Source organism: Citrobacter sp. MGH104 (genome assembly GCF_001034485.1).
GTDB lineage: Bacteria > Pseudomonadota > Gammaproteobacteria > Enterobacterales > Enterobacteriaceae > Citrobacter > Citrobacter freundii.
In genome coordinates, this window is the sequence record NZ_KQ089818.1 from 3865726 (window position 1) to 3887447 (window position 21722).

24 protein-coding genes are annotated in these 21722 nt (G+C 50.7%); 14 read left to right on the forward strand and 10 right to left on the reverse strand.

The genetic code is table 11. The annotated features are described in order from the left end of the window. Positions 1–7: 7 nt before the first annotated feature. Genes urtB through urtE form a run of 4 tightly spaced genes read left to right on the forward strand, consistent with a single transcriptional unit; the run spans position 8 to position 4160 of the window. Complete coding sequence (gene urtB / locus SK34_RS18265) at positions 8–1582, forward strand: urea ABC transporter permease subunit UrtB (RefSeq protein WP_048233714.1); 1575 nt, start codon at positions 8–10, stop codon at positions 1580–1582. Next, positions 1582–2655 carry an urea ABC transporter permease subunit UrtC gene (gene urtC, locus SK34_RS18270; protein WP_048233716.1) on the forward strand — a complete coding sequence of 358 codons (1074 nt, stop codon included), beginning with the start codon at positions 1582–1584 and terminating at the stop codon, positions 2653–2655. Before urtB ends, urtC begins: the two co-directional genes overlap by 1 nt. Beyond that, the gene (gene urtD / locus SK34_RS18275) at positions 2655–3452 is read left to right on the forward strand and encodes an urea ABC transporter ATP-binding protein UrtD (RefSeq protein ID WP_048233717.1); all 798 of its coding nucleotides are present in this window, start codon (positions 2655–2657) and stop codon (positions 3450–3452) included. Before urtC ends, urtD begins: the two co-directional genes overlap by 1 nt. 9 nt (positions 3453–3461) lie before the next feature. Continuing rightward, on the forward strand, positions 3462–4160 hold the full coding sequence (gene urtE / locus SK34_RS18280; RefSeq protein ID WP_048233719.1) for an urea ABC transporter ATP-binding subunit UrtE: 699 nt from the start codon (positions 3462–3464) through the stop codon (positions 4158–4160). Positions 4161–4203: 43 nt separating this feature from the next. On the opposite strand, the gene ydeE is transcribed toward urtE, so the two are convergent. After that, a complete protein-coding gene (gene ydeE / locus SK34_RS18285; protein WP_003843627.1) occupies positions 4204–5391 on the reverse strand; it encodes an efflux MFS transporter YdeE in 1188 nt (395 codons plus the stop codon). A 198-nt stretch (positions 5392–5589) separates the two neighbouring features. On the opposite strand from ydeE, the gene eamA reads away from it, so the two are divergent. Continuing rightward, the gene (gene eamA, locus SK34_RS18290; RefSeq protein ID WP_016150229.1) at positions 5590–6489 is read left to right on the forward strand and encodes an O-acetylserine/cysteine exporter; all 900 of its coding nucleotides are present in this window, start codon (positions 5590–5592) and stop codon (positions 6487–6489) included. Between the two features lie 30 nt (positions 6490–6519). Here eamA and marB read toward each other — a convergent pair whose 3' ends face one another. From marB to marR, 3 genes are read right to left on the reverse strand one after another with little or no spacing between them, the layout of a single operon-like run. Further along, entirely contained in the window at positions 6520–6738 is a 219-nt protein-coding gene (gene marB / locus SK34_RS18295; protein ID WP_003032422.1) for a multiple antibiotic resistance protein MarB, read from the reverse strand. 30 nt (positions 6739–6768) lie between these two features. Then, positions 6769–7152 carry an MDR efflux pump AcrAB transcriptional activator MarA gene (marA, locus tag SK34_RS18300; protein WP_003032424.1) on the reverse strand — a complete coding sequence of 128 codons (384 nt, stop codon included), beginning with the start codon at positions 7150–7152 and terminating at the stop codon, positions 6769–6771. Positions 7153–7170: 18 nt separating this feature from the next. Next, complete coding sequence (marR, locus tag SK34_RS18305; protein WP_042308445.1) at positions 7171–7605, reverse strand: multiple antibiotic resistance transcriptional regulator MarR; 435 nt, start codon at positions 7603–7605, stop codon at positions 7171–7173. 257 nt (positions 7606–7862) lie between these two features. On the opposite strand from marR, the gene SK34_RS18310 reads away from it, so the two are divergent. Further along, positions 7863–8528 carry a MarC family NAAT transporter gene (locus SK34_RS18310; RefSeq protein ID WP_003032428.1) on the forward strand — a complete coding sequence of 222 codons (666 nt, stop codon included), beginning with the start codon at positions 7863–7865 and terminating at the stop codon, positions 8526–8528. 36 nt (positions 8529–8564) lie between these two features. On the opposite strand, the gene SK34_RS18315 is transcribed toward SK34_RS18310, so the two are convergent. After that, positions 8565–9761: a sugar transporter gene (locus SK34_RS18315; protein ID WP_003032430.1), complete on the reverse strand. Its 1197-nt coding sequence runs from the start codon at positions 9759–9761 to the stop codon at positions 8565–8567. A gap of 222 nt (positions 9762–9983) precedes the next feature. Next, a complete protein-coding gene (ptrR, locus tag SK34_RS18320) occupies positions 9984–10859 on the reverse strand; it encodes a putrescine utilization regulator PtrR (protein ID WP_003032431.1) in 876 nt (291 codons plus the stop codon). 103 nt (positions 10860–10962) lie between these two features. Between ptrR and sad the strand changes: the two genes are divergently transcribed. The 7 genes from sad to SK34_RS18355 all read left to right on the forward strand — a co-directional run bounded on the left by sad (position 10963) and on the right by SK34_RS18355 (position 18676). Further along, entirely contained in the window at positions 10963–12351 is a 1389-nt protein-coding gene (sad, locus tag SK34_RS18325; RefSeq protein WP_048233721.1) for a succinate-semialdehyde dehydrogenase, read from the forward strand. A 103-nt stretch (positions 12352–12454) separates the two neighbouring features. Further along, positions 12455–14032 carry a methyl-accepting chemotaxis protein gene (locus tag SK34_RS18330; RefSeq protein ID WP_048233723.1) on the forward strand — a complete coding sequence of 526 codons (1578 nt, stop codon included), beginning with the start codon at positions 12455–12457 and terminating at the stop codon, positions 14030–14032. 62 nt (positions 14033–14094) lie between these two features. Beyond that, entirely contained in the window at positions 14095–15021 is a 927-nt protein-coding gene (gene glsB / locus SK34_RS18335) for a glutaminase B (RefSeq protein ID WP_003032436.1), read from the forward strand. Further along, positions 15021–15380 (forward strand): DUF4186 domain-containing protein, encoded by a 360-nt coding sequence (locus tag SK34_RS18340; RefSeq protein WP_003836300.1) that lies wholly within the window; start codon positions 15021–15023, stop codon positions 15378–15380. Before glsB ends, SK34_RS18340 begins: the two co-directional genes overlap by 1 nt. A gap of 80 nt (positions 15381–15460) precedes the next feature. Beyond that, complete coding sequence (locus SK34_RS18345) at positions 15461–15988, forward strand: GNAT family N-acetyltransferase (RefSeq protein ID WP_032935758.1); 528 nt, start codon at positions 15461–15463, stop codon at positions 15986–15988. Between the two features lie 106 nt (positions 15989–16094). Beyond that, positions 16095–17546 (forward strand): tagaturonate reductase, encoded by a 1452-nt coding sequence (locus SK34_RS18350; protein WP_048233725.1) that lies wholly within the window; start codon positions 16095–16097, stop codon positions 17544–17546. 215 nt (positions 17547–17761) lie between these two features. After that, positions 17762–18676, forward strand: coding sequence for a bestrophin family protein (locus tag SK34_RS18355; protein WP_046670674.1), 915 nt, complete (start codon positions 17762–17764; stop codon positions 18674–18676). Here the strand turns inward: SK34_RS18355 and SK34_RS18360 are convergent. Next, complete coding sequence (locus SK34_RS18360) at positions 18673–19050, reverse strand: GFA family protein (RefSeq protein ID WP_003836296.1); 378 nt, start codon at positions 19048–19050, stop codon at positions 18673–18675. The genes SK34_RS18355 and SK34_RS18360 overlap by 4 nt on opposite strands. A 131-nt stretch (positions 19051–19181) precedes the next feature. Next, positions 19182–19940 carry a trans-aconitate 2-methyltransferase gene (gene tam, locus SK34_RS18365; RefSeq protein ID WP_003836295.1) on the reverse strand — a complete coding sequence of 253 codons (759 nt, stop codon included), beginning with the start codon at positions 19938–19940 and terminating at the stop codon, positions 19182–19184. A 110-nt stretch (positions 19941–20050) separates the two neighbouring features. Here tam and SK34_RS18370 point away from each other — a divergent pair, with 110 nt between their 5' ends. Beyond that, positions 20051–20584, forward strand: coding sequence for a GNAT family N-acetyltransferase (locus SK34_RS18370; protein WP_080602206.1), 534 nt, complete (start codon positions 20051–20053; stop codon positions 20582–20584). A 158-nt stretch (positions 20585–20742) separates the two neighbouring features. On the opposite strand, the gene SK34_RS18375 is transcribed toward SK34_RS18370, so the two are convergent. Together SK34_RS18375 and SK34_RS18380 are read right to left on the reverse strand one after the other, a co-directional pair. Then, positions 20743–21447, reverse strand: coding sequence for a hypothetical protein (locus SK34_RS18375; RefSeq protein ID WP_231588751.1), 705 nt, complete (start codon positions 21445–21447; stop codon positions 20743–20745). Next, a complete protein-coding gene (locus SK34_RS18380) occupies positions 21447–21722 on the reverse strand; it encodes a hypothetical protein (RefSeq protein ID WP_000948310.1) in 276 nt (91 codons plus the stop codon). The genes SK34_RS18375 and SK34_RS18380 overlap by 1 nt, the downstream gene beginning before the upstream one ends.

Sequence of the window (21722 nt, forward strand, 5' to 3'; positions counted from 1 at the left end):
AACGCTCATGAAAGCTATGCGCTTTATTCGTGGTGTGTTGTTGCTGACGTGGTTTTTGCCGTGGATAGCGCAGGCATCAGATGCCGATACCTTTACAGCCGCAAATCGAACTCAGCAGGCCGCCTTGCTTGAACAATGGGCGGTGAATCCCGATGTTCAGCGCATCCCGCTGCTCAGCGCGTTGCGAGATGAGAATCTGCTGACTGATAACGCGAAAAATACCTTCATCATGAACGGCTCGCACGCACAACCGTTAGGAACAGCGACAACCCCAAACGGCGAGCTAAAAAAAATTCGCCTGACTAACCGCCTGCGTAATCTGGTGGCAGGAGCGTTGGCTGTCCATCAGCTTTTAAGTGACAGTGTCACGACAAGGTTAGAGGCAGCTCGTACATTACAGCGTGAGGCACAGCCGGATATGCTGCCGTTTTTACAGCAACGACTGGCTCAGGAGTCAAATGGTGATGTGAAATCCGCGCTGGCTATTGCACTGGCAAATCTGCAGCTGAACAGTTCCTCGCCGGAGGTCAGACGTCAGGCAATCGAACTATTAGGGTCGTCAAATGATCCTGAAACTCAGGCGCGCCTGCAACCATTCACCCAGGCTGAACATGAACCCGATACCCGCGTGCGTGCTGCCGCTGGCGAAAGCCTGAATTCCATCGCGCATCGCATGAAGATTGGCGATCTTCTTGGACAGGCCTTTATGGGGCTGTCACTGGGCTCAATTTTGCTGCTGGCGGCATTGGGTCTGGCTATAACCTATGGATTACTCGGCGTCATTAATATGGCGCATGGCGAGATGTTAATGCTCGGGGCTTACTGTACCTGGATGGTACAACAGCTGATGAGCCAGTTTTTCCCGCAATGGCTAGCCTGGTATCCGGTTATTGCGCTGCCGGTTGCCTTTTTACTTACCGCGGCGGTGGGAATGCTGCTTGAGCGCGGGGTGATCCGCCATTTATACGGGCGTCCTCTCGAAACGCTGCTGGCGACCTGGGGGATCAGCCTGATGCTCATCCAGTTGGTGCGTATGTCCTTCGGCGCGCAAAACCTGGAAGTCGCCAATCCGGCATGGCTTTCAGGGGGGATTCAGGTTTATGCCAATCTGATTTTACCGTGGAACCGAATTGTGGTGCTTGGCTTTGCCATTCTGGTGCTGTTTTTCACCTGGCTGTTGTTGAATAAAACGCGTCTGGGGCTGCGCGTACGTGCCGTGACGCAAAATCGCAATATGGCGGCCTGCTGCGGCGTACCTACCGGACGCGTCGATATGCTGGCCTTTGGCCTTGGTTCAGGCATTGCCGGGCTGGGGGGCGTAGCGCTCTCGCAGTTGGGCAACGTAGGACCGGAATTGGGGCAAAGCTACATTATCGATTCGTTTCTGGTTGTGGTGCTGGGCGGCGTGGGACAACTCGCCGGGAGCGTGGCCGCGGCGTTTGGACTGGGGATCTTCAATAAAATTCTGGAGCCTCAGGTGGGGGCGGTTCTAGGCAAAATCATGATTCTGGTGCTGATTATTCTGTTTATTCAGAAACGTCCGCAGGGGTTGTTCGCGCTAAAAGGGAGGGTTATTGACTGATGACGATGCCAATGACATTAACGCTGGCGCGTAAAGCGCCACGCGCGACGCGCATCCTGGGGCTGGGGTTATTGCTGGCGTTGATTACTCTGCCGTTTCTTGCGCTGTTACCTGCGGACCATCCGCTGGCTATATCGGTGTGGACGCTAACGCTGGCCGGGAAAATTCTCTGTTATGCCATTGTCGCGGTCGCGCTGGATCTGGTGTGGGGCTATGCCGGCATGCTCTCGCTGGGACACGGTATTTTCTTTGCGCTGGGAGGGTATGCGATGGGAATGTACCTGATGCGCCAGGCCTCTGGCGAAGGATTACCGGCCTTCATGTCATTCCTGTCGTGGAGCGAGTTGCCGTGGTTTTGGTGGGGGACGCAACATTTTATCTGGGCGCTCCTGCTGGTCGTTCTGGTTCCTGGCCTGCTGGCGCTGGTATTCGGTTGGTTTGCCTTTCGGTCAAAAATCAAAGGGGTCTATTTCTCTATCATGACCCAGGCCCTGACTTTCGCAGGAATGCTGCTGTTTTTTCGCAACGAAACGGGTTTTGGGGGAAATAACGGTTTTACCGGCTTTACCGCCATTCTGGGATTCCCGGTAACCGCCACCTCAACCCGTATCGCGCTGTTTCTGGCGACGGTCATGCTGCTGGTGCTGGCATTATGGCTGGGACTGGCGCTGGCCCGCAGTAAGTTCGGTCGTATTTTGACTGCCGTGCGGGATGCAGAGAACCGTCTGATGTTCTGTGGTTACGATCCGAAAGGTTTCAAGTTACTGGTGTGGACGCTTTCCGCTGTACTGTGCGGCCTGGCAGGGGCGCTGTATGTTCCGCAGGTGGGGATCATTAACCCCAGCGAAATGTCGCCGACCAACTCGATTGAAGCGGCGATTTGGGTTGCCCTCGGCGGACGTGGAACCCTGATCGGCCCGGTATTCGGCGCCGTGTTGGTGAACGGTGCGAAAAGCCTGTTTACGGTGATTATGCCGGAATACTGGCAGCTGTTTCTTGGCCTGATCTTTATTGGCGTTACGCTGTTTTTACCCCGAGGGGTAATTGGTCTGTTTCGCAAGGGAGACAAATAATGCAACCAGATGAAGGGCTATTTACTCGCCAGATGCCGGGGGATCGGTTTCGCAACCAGACTGATCCGGTGCTACAGCTGGAAAAAATTAACGTTAACTTCGATGGATTTCAGGTGCTAACCGATCTCACGCTCAATATTGGGGTTGGGGAACTGCGTTGCATCATCGGGCCCAACGGCGCCGGAAAAACGACGTTAATGGATGTCATTACCGGCAAAACCAGGCCGCAAAGTGGTCGTGCGATATACGATCAGTCGACCGACTTAACGACGCTGGATCCCATTGCCATTGCACGTCAGGGGATTGGACGGAAATTTCAAAAGCCCACGGTATTTGAAGCATTAACGGTGGAAGATAACCTGGAGCTGGCGCTGAAAAATGATAAATCTGTCTGGGGTTCTCTACGGGCACGACTCTCAGGCGAACAGCGGGATCGTATTGATGAAGTACTGGCGCTGTTGCGGCTGGGTAATGAGCGGGCCCGCAGCGCCGGTCTGCTTTCGCATGGGCAAAAACAGTTTCTCGAAATTGGCATGCTGCTGGTACAGGAGCCGCATTTACTGCTACTGGATGAACCCGCGGCGGGGATGACGGATGCGGAAACGGAATACACGGCGGAGCTGTTTCGCCAGCTTGCCGGTAAGCACTCTCTGATGGTTGTTGAGCACGATATGGGATTTGTCGAAACCATCGCAGATCGCGTCACAGTATTACATCAAGGACGTGTCCTGGCTCAGGGGAGTCTGCGTGAAGTGCAGGCCAACGAGCAGGTTATTGAAGTTTATCTCGGGCGTTAAGGAGTGCAGATGCTGCAGGTGAAAGAACTCAATCAATATTATGGTGGCAGCCATATTCTACGCGGGGTGAACTTTGAAGCGCGTATCGGTGAGGTGACATGTCTGCTGGGGCGTAACGGCGTGGGGAAAACAACGCTACTTAAGTGTCTGATGGGGCTTATTCCGGCCCGCAGCGGAAGTGTGCTCTGGCAGGAGAAAAATGTCACTCAATGGAAGCCGCATCAGCGGGTCAGGGCCGGTGTGGCGTATGTCCCGCAGGGGCGTGATATTTTTCCGCGTTTGACGGTAGAAGAGAATCTGCTGCTCGGCCTTTCCCGTTTTTCAGCACCGGAGGCCCGACATGTGCCGGATGATATTTACGCGCTCTTTCCGGTTTTACAGGAAATGAAGCATCGGCGGGGCGGAGATTTGTCCGGCGGGCAGCAGCAGCAACTGGCGATTGGACGAGCACTGGCAAGTCGCCCACAATTGTTGATCCTTGATGAGCCTACCGAGGGGATCCAGCCGTCGGTGATTAAAGAGATTGGTCAGGTGATTTCCCAACTGGCGCATCGCGGCGATATGGCCATTTTGCTGGTGGAGCAGTTCTATGATTTTGCCGAGCAGCTCGCCGACAAATACCTGTTGATGTCGCGGGGCAGCATTATTCAAAGCGGCGACGGTAAAAATATGGAGGCCGATGGCGTTCGGGGACTGGTTGCTATCTGAGGTATGCGACAGAGCGACTGTGGCTCTGTCGCGAACATAATAACTAGCAGACCGCCGTCTGGCCCCAGGGTTTGGCGCGCATGCCTTTTATCATTAGCGCCCAGGCAAGAACGATCGCCACTATCAGCGCCACAAACAGCGACCATGGTGGCAATGTGGTTAAAATGACGCCGCTGACTAATGGGTTAACCGCTGCGCCAAGCCAGCCTAACGACTGGGCGGAAAAATAGCTGGCTTTCATACCTGCTGGTGCGATGTTGTCGATAAGCATGTATTCACCCGGTGCGTAAATGACTTCGCCGATAGTGAAAAAGGCAGCAGAAATTCCCCATAACAACAGACTGTTGCCGGAGAAAGCGAAACCGACCAGGCCAACGACAAAGAAGACTGTACCCATTGTCATTAACGGGCGGATATTCGTGGCGGTGAGCCTGCGACCAAGTGCGTATTGCAGTGATACTACGATGGCGGCGTTAACGGGCAGGACCACCGCGACGACTTTCTCGGCAAAATCGCCATCGGCGACCACCATAACGTATTGCGAAATACAGGATGCAAAGGCGCCGCCAACGAATGATGCCAAAAATGCTGACAGCGTAAACCAGAATAATGCTCTGTCGCGCAGCAGTACTGAAGGGGACCAAACAGCGGCATTTACACCTTCTGCGGTTGCCGGTGAACGTTTTACCCACGTCTGGATAAACACCAGAGGTAGCGCAGAACAGGCGGCAGCCAGCCAGAACGGCAGGTTAATGCTTTGCATAACCAGCAGCGTGCCCAGCGGCGGACCAACGGTCCAGCCGATGTTCAGCACGGTATAGTTAAGTGAGAAAATTTTCGTTTTGTTGGTCGCAGACAAGTTATCGGCAAACCAGGCTTTCAGCACCGTGGCGAAGACGGAGTAGGCGCAGTTGATCAGGGCAAAGAGCAAAACCACTATCACGACGTTATGCACCAGCGGAATAGCAATAAAGCCGGAGGCAAAGCCGCAGATAGCCAGCAACATATAGCGTTTTTTATCGAACTTGTCGGCCAGAATACCAAAGCCAAGGCTGAAGACGACGCCTATGGTCAGTGCAACCGTCATCGCATAACCGATCAGGTCGACGCTCAGTTGATACTGTCGACTGAGGTAAATCGTCATAAATGGCAGCGTGGCGCCACGACCAATGGTTAATAACAAAGATGACGCAAGTAACGCGAGAGTGGACCTTCTCAGAGAGATATTCATTTTCCTGCCCGACAATGCATGTTGTTATGTTTTTTTTAGATATCAGAAACAAATAGCATGCTAAAAGTGTGATGTACACCCAATAAGTTGTCCGAAAATGCCCTGTGTGGCCTACCTGAATTAATGATCTGTTACGGTACAACGATTTCCGTTACTTTAACTTGTTTACAAAAATTTAATATTTGCAGGGGCGGTGGTATGTCGCGTAAAGACGGGTTATTGGCGTTACTGGTCGTTGTGGTTTGGGGACTGAACTTTGTTGTCATTAAAGTGGGTTTGCACAATATGCCGCCGTTGATGTTGGCAGGGTTACGCTTTTTGTTGGTGGCGTTCCCGGCGATTTTTTTTGTTGCCCGCCCGAAAATTCCGCTTTCGCTTTTACTCGGCTACGGCCTGACAATTAGTTTTGGACAGTTCGCGTTTCTCTTCAGCGCCATCAAATTCGGTATGCCTGCCGGGTTAGCTTCTCTGGTATTACAGGCTCAGGCGTTTTTCACCATCATTCTGGGGGCATTCGCCTTTGGCGAACGTCTGCAGGGTAAACAGCTGGTAGGAATTGCGCTGGCGGTATTTGGTGTGCTGGTACTGATTGAAGCCAGTCTGAACGGTCAGCATGTTGGCATGCTCGGTTTTATGCTGACGCTGGCGGCGGCGCTAAGCTGGGCCTGCGGCAATATTTTTAACAAAAAAATCATGCAGCATACATCGCGTCCGGCCGTGATGTCGTTGGTGGTATGGAGCGCGTTAATCCCCATTGTTCCGTTCTTCCTGGCCTCATTACTTCTCGATGGTCCAGCGCAAATTACCCAAAGTCTGGTGGCGATAGATTTGACGACCATTCTGTCACTGGTGTATCTGGCGTTTGTGGCGACCATTGTGGGTTATGGCATCTGGGGTTCGTTACTCGGACGCTATGAGACCTGGCGGGTAGCGCCGTTATCGCTGTTGGTGCCGGTTGTCGGTCTGGCGAGTGCGGCCGTACTGCTGGACGAAACGCTTAGCGGATTACAGCTACTTGGTGCGCTACTGATCATGGCTGGGCTGTATATCAATGTGTTTGGTTTTCGGTTGCGTAAAGTTGCGTCGGTGAAGGGCTAAAAAAAGCCCCGCAGTAGCGGGGCAATATAATTACAGGTTGCGCAGATTGTAATAAGGCACACCTAATTCGTCGGACTTGTCGCTGCCTGCACCCATATGATTAAAATCGAACGGGGACTGATCGTGCGCAGGGGGCATAATCATCGCGTCGCGACTGTTCTGTGTGGCAGGTTGCGCGGTCTGTTCCGCCATGCTCTGACCCGAAACAACAAACAGCAGGGCCAGCATTGCATAAGACAGAAGCTTCATGATTTCCTCGGTTACGTCGTTAACTGGCGATTAGCAATTACATTGATTGAGTGGAAGCAAATAGCGCGATTCGCCATGCATATTCGTCATACGGTATTTGTGCGGCGGAACATCAAAATAGTTTTTGAATGTCCGGGTCAGCGTCTGCTGAGACTCAAAACCGTAACGCTCTGCCAGATAAAGAATGGGCTCGTTACTCTCTTTTAATTTTTGCGCTATTTCAGTCATTTTACGGCTGCGAATGTATTGACCCAGTGAATGACCGGTTTCTTTTTTAAACATCCGTTGCAGGTGCCATTTGGAGTAACCTGAACGCTCAGACACTTTTTCCAGCGAGAGCGGCGATTCAAGGTTATTTTCGATCCAGTCCAAAATGCTATGAATAGTGATTGTGTCAGTATTGCGTCTGGACATCGTCATACCTCTTTCTGTTTACGGCAGGATTCTCTTAAGCAAGTGCTCAAGTGTGGCTACTTCATCCGCCGTTAAGTTTTTTGTTAGTTCCTGGTGCAGGTCTTGCCCTACTAATTGATGACACTGCTCGCAAATTGCTGCGCCATGCTCGGTGAGTTTTACCAGCACACCACGCTTATCATGTGGATTCGGAAGCCTTTCTATCCAGCCTTTACAGGCCAGTCTGTCCAGCATCCGCGTCAGGGCGCCAAGGTCGACAGACAGCACTTTTTTCAATTCGACAGGGGTGATGCACACCGCGCAACGGATGGAGCAGAGCACCTTGAACTGCGATGCCGTGATATCCAGCGGTGACAGATAGTCGTTTAGCAAACGATCTTTTTTCTGATTAACCATATAGATCAAACGACCCAGTGGGATGATTTCGTTAAACAGATCACTGGTGCTTTTCACAATGGTTGCCCTGGCAAGTAGTTAGTCACGGCTGATATTATTGCTTAGGCAAATATAAGTCAAACGAATGGATCCGCAAATGCCACGTTTTGCTAAATCATCAGACTAAATACCTGGCGAGTGGAATTTTAACGGTTTGATAATTATGGTTTATACGTGCGGATGAAAAATGAATCCTTACATCACGAAAATGGCTTATCTCGCGGATTTCACCGTATACTTGCCGCTGACGATTAACGCACAGGAAAGATGACATTATGATGGACTTGTTTAAAGCAATAGGACTGGGGCTGGTAGTCCTGTTACCGTTGGCAAACCCGTTAACCACCGTGGCGTTGTTCCTTGGCCTCGCCGGCAATATGAACAGCGCAGAGCGTAACCGTCAGTCACTCATGGCGTCTGTCTATGTATTTGCCATTATGATGGTGGCGTACTACGCCGGGCAGGTGGTAATGAATACGTTCGGGATTTCGATTCCCGGGTTACGTATTGCGGGTGGGTTAATCGTTGCGTTTATCGGCTTTCGGATGCTGTTTCCACAGCAGAAGGCGCATGATTCTCCGGAAGCGAGAAGCAAGTCTGAAGAGCTGGAAGACGAACCGACGGCCAATATCGCCTTTGTACCGCTGGCCATGCCAAGCACTGCCGGCCCGGGGACGATTGCGATGATCATCAGCTCCGCGTCAACCGTGCGTCATGGCTCCGAATTTCCGGACTGGGTGATCATGATCGCGCCGCCGATTATTTTTGCGGTTGTCGGGATTATCCTGTGGGGCTGTTTGCGCAGTTCCGGGGGGATCATGCGGCTGGTCGGTAAAGGTGGTATCGAAGCGATTTCTCGTTTGATGGGCTTCCTGCTGGTGTGTATGGGCGTGCAGTTTATTATTAACGGCGTGCTGGAAATTATCAAAACCTACGCTTAAAACACTGTGCCCGGTAATATTTACCGGGCATATTTTTTATGAATGCTGAGGCTGTTCTTCCAGTGATACCGGCCATTTACGAAAGATAATCACCGACCATATCAACGCGGCAACGGCAGGCACTGCGCCGACGTAACCAATCGTAGACATCGACCAGTGCAAACTCACCTGATTGCCTACCAGCGCGCCAGCGCCAATACCGATATTAAAGATTCCTGAGAACAGCGCCATTGCGACGTCAGTCGCATCCGGAGCAAGCGCCAGCACTTTCACCTGCATACCCAAGCCTATCAGCATGATAGCGACGCCCCAGAAAATACTCAGGATGGCAAGGTGCATTTCGCTGTCAGCGGCGGGAAGTAACAGTACCAGGCATATCGTCAACAGGGCAATGGCACTGCTAATCAGTACGGACGCATGCAGATTACCCAGCTTACCGAAAATGACGCTACCGACAATTCCCGCACCACCCAGAACCAGCAACAGGACAGTAGCAAAGTTTGCGCTCAGGCCCGCAACGGTCTGCACAAACGGTTCGATATAGCTATAGGCCGTATAGTGCGCGGTGACCACAATCACCGTCAGTAGATACAGACTCATCAATGCCGGGCGATGGAATAACACGGGCAGGCTTTTTAAAGAGCCGGAGTGCTCACTGGGTAGTTTGGGAAGGAGCTTAATCAGGCAAAGCAGGGTAACTAACGCCCCCATACCGATGGCGAAGAAGGTTGTGCGCCAGCCAAAATACTGACCGACGATACGCCCGATGGGCAGCCCCAATACCATCGCCAGCGCAGTGCCAGTGGCAATCAGGCTGAGAGCCTGTGCACGTTTCCCGGCAGGAGCCAGGCGAATTGCCAGCGATGCGGTGATCGACCAGAAAATAGCGTGCGCAAAGGCAATACCAATACGGCTAATTACCAACACGGTAAAATTCCATGCCAGGAAAGAGAGCACATGGCTGGCGATAAACACAACAAACAGACAGATCAGAAGTTTTCGGCGCTCCACCTGACTGGTAAGTAACATGAAGGGGAGCGACATCAAGGCAACAACCCAGGCGTAGATCGTCAGCATGATCCCGACCTGAGCGGTCTGCATATTGAAGCTTTGTGCGATGTCGGAAAGCAAACCGACAGGGACAAACTCTGTGGTATTGAAAATAAAACCGGCAATGGCAAGCGTAACTACCCGTAGCCACGCGACCTTGCGGGAAACAGTGTCTGTTGTCATATCAAATAAGAGGATCAGCTGCGAAAAGGTAAGGCCACGATCTTAAAACGTTTGCTGGCGAAAATACAATCATTTTGTGATGCGGATCTCATTTCATTGGCAGGGCGCTACAATTTGCTGCCGAACATTCCTCATATTTTTAAGTATTTCAATAATAATGAAATTCCGGGCGTATGACTTCACCCGGATATACAGTTATTCATGTTCTTTGAGGATAGCCAGCTACTCCGGGCTCTGTGATAACTGAGGGTTCAACACCTCAATAAACGCTTCCAGTTGCCGCGTCATTGCACCTCTGCGCCAGACCAGCCATGTATTCAGCCAGCGCCAGTTCTCGCTTAGCGGCCAGGCGTTGACCTGATGATGCCCTGGCATGCTCTCCAGCATCGAACGCGGGATCAGTGCGATACCCGCTCCGGCAATGACGCAGGCCAGCATACCGTGATATGACTCCATTTCGTGAATGGTGCCGGGCATGGCGCGATCGGCATGAAACCAGCTTTCAAAATGGCGGCGATAGGAACAGTTGGCGCGAAAGGCGTAAATACTGCAACCGTTGACGTCGCTGGCCCGCTGAATGGGGGGATGACCGTTAGGAGTGACAATCATCATCTCTTCACGGTAGACCGGCATTCCTTCAAGGCCTGGATGGGTAATTGGGCCATCGACAAAGGCAGCGTTCAATGTACCGTCGAGCACGCCGTCCAGCATTGTGCCAGAAGGACCTGTCGCTAACGCGAACTGAATTTTGGGGTAACGCTGGTTATATTCAGCCAGCGTGGCGGGGATGCGTACTGCTGCCGTACTTTCAAGCGAGCCGAGAGAGAAGAGTCCTTGCGGCTCATCCCCGGCGACGACCATCCTGGCTTCCTCAACCAGCGCGAGGATCCGCTGGCTGTAGCGCAAAAAGTTGTGTCCGGATGGGGAAAGCCGCAGACGCTGGTTTTCACGAATAAACAGATCAACACCCAGGTCGGCTTCAAGCTGACGTATACGGGTGGTGAGATTAGATGGCACGCGATGAACCTTCGCAGCGGCCTGCGTAATACTGCCAGTCTCCGCGACGGCATTAAACATTTCCAGCTGCGTCAGATCCATAATTTTCTCTATTCGTGAATGGTATGGTTAATATTATTCATTTTTCAGAAAGAGTAAATATGCTCATGATATAACCATACCCTGCGATAAAGAGAGGCACTTAATGACTATCACAGCAGCAACACATGCGATTTCCATTGACCCTACCAGCGGTGAAAGACTGACGGCGACGCCGTGGGCCAGCGTGGAAGAGATTGATCATGCGCTGAACCTTGCAGCGAATGGCTATAGCGAATGGAAACACACTTCCGTTGAGGACCGTGCGCAAATGCTGCGCCATATTGGACAAGCACTGCGCCATCGTGCGGAAGAGATGGCGCAGTGTATCTCACGTGAAATGGGTAAACCCATTAAGCAGGCGCGTGCTGAAGTCGCTAAGTCAGCTGCGTTGTGTGACTGGTACGCCGAGCATGGACCGGCGATGCTCAGTCCGGAACCCACGCTGGTGGAGAACAACCAGGCGGTGATTGAGTATCGTCCGGTAGGAACTATTCTGGCGATCATGCCGTGGAACTTCCCACTCTGGCAGGTAATGCGAGGTGCCGTCCCGATTCTGTTGGCCGGAAATGGTTACCTGTTAAAGCATGCGCCTAACGTAACCGGCTGTGCTGCAATTATTGCGCAGGTTTTCGCTGATGCGGGTGTACCCGCGGGGGTTTATGGTTGGGTGAATGCCGATAACGCAGGGGTCAGTCAGATGATCAATGACCCGCGTATCACGGCGGTAACGGTGACGGGTAGTGTTCGTGCTGGTGCGGCGATTGGCGCCCAGGCGGGGGCCGCGTTGAAAAAATGCGTTCTTGAACTGGGGGGCTCCGATCCGTTTATTGTCCTTAATGATGCAGACCTCGATCTGGCCGTTAAGGCGGCGGTCACCGGGCGTTATCAGAACACCGGGCAGGTTTGTGCGGCAGCCAAACGCTTTATTATCGAAGAAGGGATAGCGGCAGAATTTACTTCACGCTTTGTGGCCGCTGCGAGCGCGCTCAAAATGGGCGATCCGCTGAACGAAGAAAACGATCTGGGGCCGATGGCGCGATTTGATCTGCGTGAAGAGCTGCACCAGCAGGTTGAAGCCACCCTTGCCGAAGGGGCGCGGTTACTTCTCGGCGGGGAAAAAATTGCGGGACATGGTAATTACTATGCCGTGACGGTACTGGGCGATGTTACTCCAGAGATGACGGCGTTCCGCCAGGAGCTGTTTGGTCCGGTTGCGGCAATTACTGTGGCGAAGAATGCGGAACATGCCTTAGCGCTGGCGAATGACAGTGATTTCGGCTTATCTGCCACGGTGTTTACTGCGGATGAAGTGCTGGCGCAGAAGATGGCGTCGCGCCTGGAGTGTGGTGGCGTATTCATCAATGGTTACAGTGCCAGCGATGCCCGCGTTGCCTTTGGCGGTGTGAAGAAAAGTGGTTTTGGCCGAGAGCTTTCGCACTTTGGTCTGCATGAGTTTTGTAACGTGCAGACCGTCTGGAAAAACCGCCTTTGATGGTGTAGGTGTCTCCGCTGGAGGCACCTGTCTTATTTCTGCAATTTTTCTGTCATTTACTCTACGTACACTCGCGTCTAACGCTTTGATACAGAAGAGTAATATGAACATAACGCAAATTTTCCGTCGTCTTATTCCCCGTCAGTTTGGTCTGTTAACCGGCATTTTTTGCATTATTGCGCTGTTCTCTGTTTTGCAGGTCGCGTCCTCCTTAATGCTTTCGGCCTCAGTCAGCGGCGCACAGCATAATGAAGGACGTAATCAACTCGCGCTTATACAGCAGGCTAAGGTTGATGAAGCGCGGGTGGCGTTATTATCTGCCAGCGATTTACTTAACCGTGCGGGAGTTTATTTTATGCAGGATGCCGCCACCGGTTCGGACGGGAGTTGGCGTCCGTTAATGGAAGAGGCGTACCGAGCGCTGGCGCAGTCAAAAAGTGCATGGGATGCCTGGCGGGATATGAAACCGCAGCCGGATCCAGATCTAACGGAGAGCTATCAGCGTTTTTATAGCGGTATTCAGGAGCAGGCGGATGGGCTGATGCAGTCAGGTTCCATTGATGCTTTTTTTGCCGTACCCGCGCAGGCCTTTCAGACGGACTTTAACGCTAATTACGCGCGCTTTCAGCAGAACAGTGGGCGACATGCGGAAGCTGGGCGTCAGCAGCTGTTGACCAGTCTTGAGCGTTTACAGAATCTATTTTTGTTTATTCCTCTCGTGCTGGTGGTTATTGCCTTTCTGGTCTGGCGCAGTATGTCCCGTTGGGTGATTATGCCACTGCGACGGCTGATCGATCATATCGATATTTTAGCAGCGGGTGACCTGTCTCGCCCGGCCCCGCAGGTGAGTCAGTTTAATCGGGAAGTGACGCAATTAAGTTCGCGTATTGCTGCAATGCAGCAAGGTCTCTGCGCGCTGGTGCAGCAGGTGAACGATGCCACCACTGCAATGGTAGGAAATATCAACGAACTTGCGCAGAACAATAAACAGCTATATCAGCAGTCGGCGAAACAAAGTGAAGAGTTAAGCAGCGTGACATCGCATATTTCGTTGCTGGAAATGCATGTTGAGGATAACAGTGGCTTTGCTGAACTGGCGAATCAACGCGCTGTGCAGGCGCGAGATGTTGCGGCAGGCGGGGACCGAATGATGGCGACGGTAAATACGTCAATGCAGGCGATTGTGACACGTTCGTCTGAAATGCGAGGTATTACAACGCTTATCGATAATATTGCATTTCAGACAAATATCCTGGCTCTTAACGCGGCAATCGAGGCAGCACATGCCGGGGAGCAAGGGCGCGGGTTTGCCGTGGTTGCGAAAGAAGTTGGGCTGCTGGCGCGAAAAAGCGGTCAGTCTACGCAAAACATTCAGACACTGATTAAACACTCGTTACAGGGCATTGAAGAGGGCTTTCACGCGGTTAACGGACTGGATAAAAATTTGCAGCAGGTTATCGCACTGGTTGAGAATCTTGGCGCGTTGCTGAACGACATTTCGACTGCAACGTTAAATCAAGGGAACAATATTCACCAGTTGACTCGAAAGCTGCATGTCCTGAACGGCGAAGCCCGGCAAACCAGCGAACTGGTGAATGCTGCATCTGACTCTTCCTTGCAGCTACACCATGAATCCCGCCAGCTTATGCAGGCCGTGGCCAGATTCCGCCTTCCGGCCTGACGCTGCGTATTCAGCTCTGTTATACTCGCAGGCCTTTCATACCTGCGAGCAAGGAGCATGTTGTGGCCAGGGCCATGGACAATTCAATTTTAGAGACCATTGTGCAGCAGGTTCGTCCGCTGATTGGTCAGGGTAAAGTCGCTGATTATATTCCGGCATTAGCCTCTGTCGACGGTTCAAAACTGGGTATTGCTATCTGTACCGTTGATGGACAGCACTATCAGGCGGGAGATGCGCAGGAACGTTTTTCTATTCAGTCGATTTCAAAGGTGCTCAGCCTGGTCGTGGCAATGCGTCACTATCAGGAAGAGGAGATTTGGCAGCGTGTCGGTAAAGATCCTTCTGGGCATCCTTTTAACTCCCTGGTGCAGCTGGAAATGGAGCAGGGTATTCCTCGCAATCCCTTTATTAACGCCGGGGCGCTGGTGGTTTGCGATATGTTGCAAGGGCGTCTGAGCGCACCGCGTCAACGGATGCTGGAAGTGGTACGGGCGTTAAGCGGTGTTTCGGATATCGCTTATGATGCGACGGTCGCGCGATCAGAGTTTGAACACTCGGCGCGTAATGCCGCTATTGCCTGGCTGATGAAATCCTTCGGAAATTTTCACCATGACGTTACCACCGTTTTGCAAAATTACTTTCATTACTGCGCGCTGAAAATGAGCTGTGTGGAGTTGGCGCGAACCTTTGTCTTTTTGGCAAATCAAGGGCATGCCTTTCATCTTGCGGAACCCGTGGTGACGCCGATGCAGGCCAGGCAGATCAATGCGCTAATGGCGACCAGCGGCATGTATCAGAACGCAGGGGAGTTTGCCTGGCGGGTCGGGCTTCCGGCGAAATCTGGTGTGGGTGGCGGCATCGTGGCGATCGTGCCTCACGAGATGGCGATTGCGGTCTGGAGTCCGGAACTGGACCCGGCGGGAAATTCACTGGCCGGTATCGCCGTGCTGGAGCAATTAACACAACAGCTGGGGCGCTCGGTTTACTGATGAATACGCTCGATCCTCTTTTTGCCCGGTTGGCGAAATCAACGTTTCGCTCGCGGTTTCGTCTTGGTCAGAAAGAAAGGCAGTATTGTCTGGATAAAGGGGCGCCGGTTATCGAACAACATGCTGCGGATTTTATTGCTAAACGACTGGCACCTGCGTTTCCCGCCAATGATGGTAAACAGACTCCCATGCGTGGTCACCCGGTATTTATCGCTCAACATGCTACGGCAACGTGCTGTCGAGGGTGTCTGGCGAAATGGCATGATATACCTCAGGGCGTAGCGCTAAACGATGAACAAAAACGTTACGTTGTCACGGTTATTTATCACTGGTTAGTGCTTCAGATGAACAAGCCATAGATAACATTATCCTATGATATGACCCCTTGTGTTGTGTAATTGTTAAAAGCAGTATGAAGGGGTCAATCTAAGGAGAAACCATGGCTTCCGGTAAACCCTGCTTTGTGCTGAGCGCGGCACAAATTCTGTCGCGAATCGACGAGCTCAGCGATGTTCTTGAACGGTGCGTCAATGACGGCGCCTCCATCAGTTTTATGCTGCCCTTTAATCGCGAAAAATCAGAGCCTTTCTGGATGAACGTCGCGCAAAGTGTTTCTCGCGGAGAACGGATCGTTCTTGGTACGCAGAACGCACAGGGGGCGCTTGTCGGTACCGTCCAACTCATTATCGATCAACCTGAAAATCAACCTCATCGTGCTGATGTTGCCAAACTGCTGGTTCACCCCTCAGCGCGACGCGGTGGCCTGGCTCGTGAATTGATGACCGAACTGGAAAGTTACGCGCGTCAACAAGGTAAAACGCTGCTGGTACTTGATACGGCGACGGGCAGTGGCGCGGAGTTGTTCTACCACAATTGCGGGTGGAAAAAGGTAGGGGTGATACCTGACTATGCCCAAATGCCCGATGGGACGCTGACCGGGACCACACTTTTCTATAAAACGCTCTAATTTGTCGCCGGGGATTGATCAAAACAGGGTTTCAATGTATTAAAGTTTGCTAACCTATTGGACCAATTCAATCAGGTTGTATGACTAATCATAAAGGGAACCCATTGTGCAAACACTAAATCGTCGCGATTTCCCCGGTGCTCAGTATCCTGAACGCATTATTCAGTTTGGTGAAGGAAACTTCCTGCGCGCCTTTGTAGACTGGCAGGTTGATCTGCTGAACGAACATACCGATCTGAACGCTGGTGTGGTCATTGTTCGTCCTATCGAAAGTACCTTCCCGCCATCGCTGAGTACGCAGGATGGCCTCTATACTACTATCATTCGTGGTTTGAATGAGAAGGGCGAGGCTGTCAGCGATGCTCGTCTAATTCGTTCAGTTAACCGTGAAATCAGCGTCTATAGCGAATACGATGAGTTCCTGAAGCTGGCACATAATCCTGATATGCGTTTTGTGTTCTCTAACACCACGGAAGCAGGTATCAGTTACCACGCGGGCGATAAGTTTGACGACGCGCCAGCGGTAAGTTATCCGGCTAAACTGACGCGTCTGCTGTTCGAACGCTTCAGCTATTTTAACGGCGCATTGGATAAAGGCTGGATTATCATCCCTTGCGAACTGATTGATTATAACGGTGATGCGCTGCGTGAACTGGTTCTGCGCTACGCTCAGGAATGGACGCTGCCGGAAGCGTTTATTCAGTGGCTGGATCAGGCCAATGCATTTTGCTCTACGCTGGTGGACCGTATTGTTACCGGCTATCCGCGTGATGAGGTAGCTAAGCTCGAAGCTGAACTGGGCTATCATGATGCTTTCCTCGACACGGCAGAACATTTCTATCTTTTTGTTATTCAGGGGCCGAAGTCATTAGCCGCAGAACTACGTCTGGATAAGTATCCGCTGAATGTCCTGATTGTGGATGACATCAAACCGTACAAAGAGCGCAAAGTGGCGATTCTCAACGGTGCTCACACTGCGCTGGTTCCTGTTGCCTGGCAGGCAGGGTTGGACACCGTAGGCGAGGCGATGAATGACGCAGAAATTTGCGCCTTCGTTGAAAAAGCTATTTATGAAGAGATCATTCCGGTACTGGATTTACCTCGTGATGAGCTGGCGTCCTTTGCCAGTGCGGTGACGGGGCGTTTCTGCAACCCGTACATCAAGCATCAGTTGTTGTCGATTGCCCTGAACGGCATGACTAAATTCCGTACCCGCATATTGCCGCAACTGCTGGCCGGGCAATATGCCAGCGGTCAATTGCCCGCACGTCTGACGTTTGCGCTGGCGGCGTTGATTGCGTTCTACCGCGGGGAGCGTAACGGTGAGTCTTATCCGGTCCAGGATGATGCGCACTGGATTGAACGTTTCCAACAACTGTGGAGCCAACATCGCGATCGCCAGATAAGTACTGAGGCGTTGGTGCGTACTGTACTGGCGGTCAAAGAACATTGGGAGCAAGACCTGACCCAGGTTTCTGGGCTGGTGGAGCAAGTTTCTGCCGATCTGGATGCCATCCTGGCAAAAGGTATGCGGGAAGCCGTTAAGCCACTGTGCTAAGACGACTACCGACAACCCGGCTCAGGCCGGGTTTTTTCTGGATATAAATTAGTTACAACATACTGTATTATTTATGTCATTAACCCAGTCTGTAACTTCCGTGCGGCTTCGTTTTGAGCAGGGCAAAAGTTGTTTGGATAATGTTGCGATTAACTTGCAACATTGATCGCTATCGCGTCTAATGTGACGGATTTCACATTTTCCCGAAGATAACCATGATCGTTCGTCCCCAACAACACTGGATGCGCCTGATATTCGTCTGGCACGGTTCCGTATTATCCAAGATTTTTTCACGTCTGCTGCTGAACTTCCTGCTTTCCATCGCCGTTATTATCATGTTGCCCTGGTATACGATGCTGGGCATTAAGTTTACCCTTGCGCCGTTCAGCATTCTCGGCGTGGCGATAGCTATTTTTCTGGGGTTTCGCAATAACGCCTGCTATTCACGTTACGTTGAGGCCCGACACCTGTGGGGGCAGTTGATGATTGCTTCCCGATCGCTTCTGCGTGAGGTAAAAACCACGTTACCTGACGATGCAGAACTGGGACAGTTTGTGCGTCTGCAAATTGCATTTGCTCACTGTTTACGCATGACGTTACGTCGAAACCCACAGGCGAAGCCGTTAGCGAAATATCTTAGCGAGAAAGATTTGCAAACGGTATTTGCCGCACAATCCCCGGCAAACCGTATTTTGTTGCTGATGGGGGAGTGGTTGGCCGTACGCAGACGTAATGGTCAACTGTCTGACATATTATTTCACAGTTTAAACAATAGGTTAAATGATATGTCTGCAGTACTGGCCGGTTGTGAGCGGATTGCTAATACCCCGGTGCCGTTTGCTTATACCTTGATCCTTCACCGTACTGTGTACCTGTTTTGTATCATGTTGCCATTTGCATTGGTGGTCGATCTGCACTACATGACACCGTTTATTTCAGTGCTTATTTCCTATACTTTTATTTCGCTCGACACGCTTGCAGAAGAGCTTGAAGATCCGTTTGGCACTGAGAACAACGATCTGCCGCTGGATGCGATTTGCAATGCAATCGAAATCGATTTGCTGCAAATGAATGATGAAACAAATGTGCCAGCAAAGCATATGCCGGATAAGCACTATCAACTCACTTAGCGACGTTCGTTTTGCCACCACGCGGGCTGCATATCGGAAAACGAATGAAACTCCGGTGCAAGGTCTTCATCGTTAGGATCGTCAAAAGCACCGGCTAAAAGCGCAATGACCGGGGCGTCATCGATGGCGCCCACGGAACTGCCGCACTGAGGGCAAAAGGCCCGACTGGTCGTTTCTGATGAGCGCCAGGTTTTCGGTTTTCCGGCTTTTCCCGTCCATTCTACATTTTCTGCATCAAACTCAATCCAGACGACGGTAGGCGCGCCCGTATGTTTCCGGCATATATCGCAGGAGCAGGTATGGGAATTATTAGGACTGCTGGCTGTGAAACGGATCGAGCCACACAGACACCCACCAATGTAGACTTTAGACATAACAACCCCCGTCAGAAACATATTGCAAGACACTAGCAGAAGCCAGACATAGCCACTAGATCCTTATGATAAAAAGGCGAGGGTACGCATGGCTGATAGTTTATTCCTGTGATCTGCCAGATGATAAACGCTTAACTATTGCGTCTGGCAACAATAAACAATCGCGGAAATGCCAGTAAAATTTTGCCGTTCTCCTGCAACGGATATTGTTCCTGGAGCAGTTCATGGTAGCGCGCCAGGTAATGACGTTGCTCGCTTTCGCTCAAATCCTGCAACCAGGGGCGCAGGCCCGTCGAGCTTACCCAGTCGATAATTGCCTGATGCGAATCCATAATGTGATAATACGTTGTACGCCAGATATCTACATCACAACCCGCTTCGGTCAAAATATCATAGTAGGCGTGAACGCCAGGAAGCGGAGCACGGCCACGGTCTGGGTAATCTTGTTCATAAGCCACTTCGCGCATCAATACATGCGTTGGCTCCAGCCAGTTATCTGGCATTTGCACGGCCAGAACGCCATTGTGACTCAGTTGTGAGACCAGGTGCGGGAATAATTCATAGTGATCGGGTACCCACTGTAACGATGCATTGGCATAAAGCAGATCCACGGGGTGCTCTGCCTGAAACGTACTGATATCCGCTTCAATAAAATGGCATTTTGGTAATGTGTTGCGCGCTTCATTAAGCATCGCGGGTGAGGTATCAACCCCAGTTATTTGAGCTGAAGGCCAGCGCTGATGCAGTAATGCTGTACTGTTTCCCGGGCCACAGCCAAGATCGACAACTGAACGAACACTTTCTAACGCCACTCTGCTAAGTAATTCCGCTGCGGGTCTTGAACGTTCAGTTTTATATTGCAAATAAAGCGAAGGGTTCCAGTCGGCCATGTATGAATCTCCAGTATAAGAAGAAAAGGCGGAAAGGGGGTTCATTAGTCCTTGCCGATGAGCAGCTTCTTTTAGAAGATTATATGAAAATGAATGATAAGGGCAGATTTATGCTGGAAACATCGAGACTGATTCTCCGTCAGTGGGAAGCGAAAGACAGAGCGCCATTCGCCGCGTTAAATACCGATTCCGATGTGATGCGTTTTTTTCCGGCTCCATTGCTACGGACGGAAAGCGACAATCTTGCCGCAAGATTCCAGGAAGGCATTACAGAGCGCGGCTGGGGATTTTGGGCCGTTGAACTACAAGAAACACACCAGTTTGTGGGCTGCGTAGGTTTACATCCACAACCTGATAAGTTTCATTTTTCACCCTGTACTGAAATAGGCTGGCGTCTTGCGAAATCATTCTGGCATCAGGGGTTAGCATTGGAAGCTGCCGAAGCCTGCCTGACTTTTGCTTTCGAGGAACTGGCGTTAACTGAGGTGGTTTCTTTTACTTCGGTGCTGAACAAACCGTCTGAGAACCTGATGATACGCCTTGGCATGAGTAAAGCAGAAGAGTTTGTGCATCCCGCGTTGCCGCCAGATCATCGATTAGCACAACATGTTCTGTATCGTCTGATACGCAGCAGCGCCGTTTAACACTATGTTTCAGCTGCACAAGGACGACCAAAAAAACACAGGTTCTTTCTTACTCCATCTAAGTACGCATAATGTACGACTCGTTATGTTGAAAAGGCCGCTGCGAAAATAGAATCCCGCAGCGGCCTCTTTAGCATAACGTCATTGTGCGAACCAATTCATAATGCTGCGGGAGCCACGTAATAGACAATCACAAATACAGCTAATGCTCCACCTGCTCTTACCCAGTTTGATATTTTGACTTCTATAAACCCGGGTATAAATGAGACTACCCCAGCAACTGCTGCTGAAAGAATTATTCGAAAGAAAGTGTATTGAAAGTTCGTTGGATTAGGTATAAATATTGCGATTATTATAAAAAGAATAACAAGTAAAATGCCAAAGCTAAAGGCCGCTATTCTCTCGTGTGCTTTTGTCAATTTTTCTTTTCCTTTATTGTCAAATCCATATACTGGCATATCTTCATTAACGAAAAGATTCCTGATTTCTTTTGCAGAACGTTTGTCATGGGCTTTTACTATCCTTTGCATTGAAGCAAAAGCAGTGGAGCTTGGTTTAATACTATTATCATTCATTACCTCTCTATATTTTTTGTAATGAGCTAAGATAAGGTCAAGAACATCAATACATGTTTCCGCAAGCCATTGATTCCATTGAGTATTATTCAATTCATCTACTGTTCTGTTATGTGCAGCGCAGTGTTCTAAATAGCCGAAAAAACTGTCTCCACATGAATTCACGGTATCAAAATCACATTTACCAGATAGGTAACACTCTAATGACTCAGTATATTTTTCATATAAACGCTCAATTTCTATTTTTTGATTATCAATGATACCGTGAACATCCATATCTGATTTCACTATCTTTTTTGTTGAGTGTTATTTGACTGGGATTGAATTTTTGCCAATAGCGAACTTGCTTTCGATGTATTCAATCCATTACAAATCATTCTTGTAATCGGTTTTTTGTAAATTCGATGAACGATATTTTCAACTTCAGTGATGCTTTCATTGCCACTGAGTTTTTTTATCTCATTGAACATCTCCTCCAATTGTTCATTTGTTGGATGCCATTTGATTATATCTAATTCTTCCTCTAATGCTTTTTTAAAAAGGAAAACCTGAAAAGATAACAT

What these genes read in the sequence shown, in the direction of transcription:
- urtB (WP_048233714.1), top strand. Translation starts at nt 8, where the DNA reads ATGAAAGCTATGCGCTTTATTCGTGGTGTGTTGTTGCTGACGTGGTTT.
- urtE (WP_048233719.1), top strand. Translation starts at nt 3,462, where the DNA reads ATGCTGCAGGTGAAAGAACTCAATCAATATTATGGTGGCAGCCATATT.
- SK34_RS18345 (WP_032935758.1), top strand. Translation starts at nt 15,461, where the DNA reads ATGGCTTCCGGTAAACCCTGCTTTGTGCTGAGCGCGGCACAAATTCTG.
- SK34_RS18315 (WP_003032430.1), bottom strand. Translation starts at nt 9,761, where the DNA reads ATGACAACAGACACTGTTTCCCGCAAGGTCGCGTGGCTACGGGTAGTT.
- SK34_RS18330 (WP_048233723.1), top strand. Translation starts at nt 12,455, where the DNA reads ATGAACATAACGCAAATTTTCCGTCGTCTTATTCCCCGTCAGTTTGGT.
- SK34_RS18355 (WP_046670674.1), top strand. Translation starts at nt 17,762, where the DNA reads ATGATCGTTCGTCCCCAACAACACTGGATGCGCCTGATATTCGTCTGG.
- marB (WP_003032422.1), bottom strand. Translation starts at nt 6,738, where the DNA reads ATGAAGCTTCTGTCTTATGCAATGCTGGCCCTGCTGTTTGTTGTTTCG.
- urtD (WP_048233717.1), top strand. Translation starts at nt 2,655, where the DNA reads ATGCAACCAGATGAAGGGCTATTTACTCGCCAGATGCCGGGGGATCGG.
- SK34_RS18340 (WP_003836300.1), top strand. Translation starts at nt 15,021, where the DNA reads ATGAATACGCTCGATCCTCTTTTTGCCCGGTTGGCGAAATCAACGTTT.
- marA (WP_003032424.1), bottom strand. Translation starts at nt 7,152, where the DNA reads ATGTCCAGACGCAATACTGACACAATCACTATTCATAGCATTTTGGAC.
- ydeE (WP_003843627.1), bottom strand. Translation starts at nt 5,391, where the DNA reads ATGAATATCTCTCTGAGAAGGTCCACTCTCGCGTTACTTGCGTCATCT.
- tam (WP_003836295.1), bottom strand. Translation starts at nt 19,940, where the DNA reads ATGGCCGACTGGAACCCTTCGCTTTATTTGCAATATAAAACTGAACGT.
- ptrR (WP_003032431.1), bottom strand. Translation starts at nt 10,859, where the DNA reads ATGGATCTGACGCAGCTGGAAATGTTTAATGCCGTCGCGGAGACTGGC.
- urtC (WP_048233716.1), top strand. Translation starts at nt 1,582, where the DNA reads ATGACGATGCCAATGACATTAACGCTGGCGCGTAAAGCGCCACGCGCG.
- eamA (WP_016150229.1), top strand. Translation starts at nt 5,590, where the DNA reads ATGTCGCGTAAAGACGGGTTATTGGCGTTACTGGTCGTTGTGGTTTGG.
- SK34_RS18370 (WP_080602206.1), top strand. Translation starts at nt 20,051, where the DNA reads ATGCTGGAAACATCGAGACTGATTCTCCGTCAGTGGGAAGCGAAAGAC.
- SK34_RS18380 (WP_000948310.1), bottom strand. Translation starts at nt 21,722, where the DNA reads ATGTTATCTTTTCAGGTTTTCCTTTTTAAAAAAGCATTAGAGGAAGAA.
- sad (WP_048233721.1), top strand. Translation starts at nt 10,963, where the DNA reads ATGACTATCACAGCAGCAACACATGCGATTTCCATTGACCCTACCAGC.
- SK34_RS18360 (WP_003836296.1), bottom strand. Translation starts at nt 19,050, where the DNA reads ATGTCTAAAGTCTACATTGGTGGGTGTCTGTGTGGCTCGATCCGTTTC.
- SK34_RS18310 (WP_003032428.1), top strand. Translation starts at nt 7,863, where the DNA reads ATGATGGACTTGTTTAAAGCAATAGGACTGGGGCTGGTAGTCCTGTTA.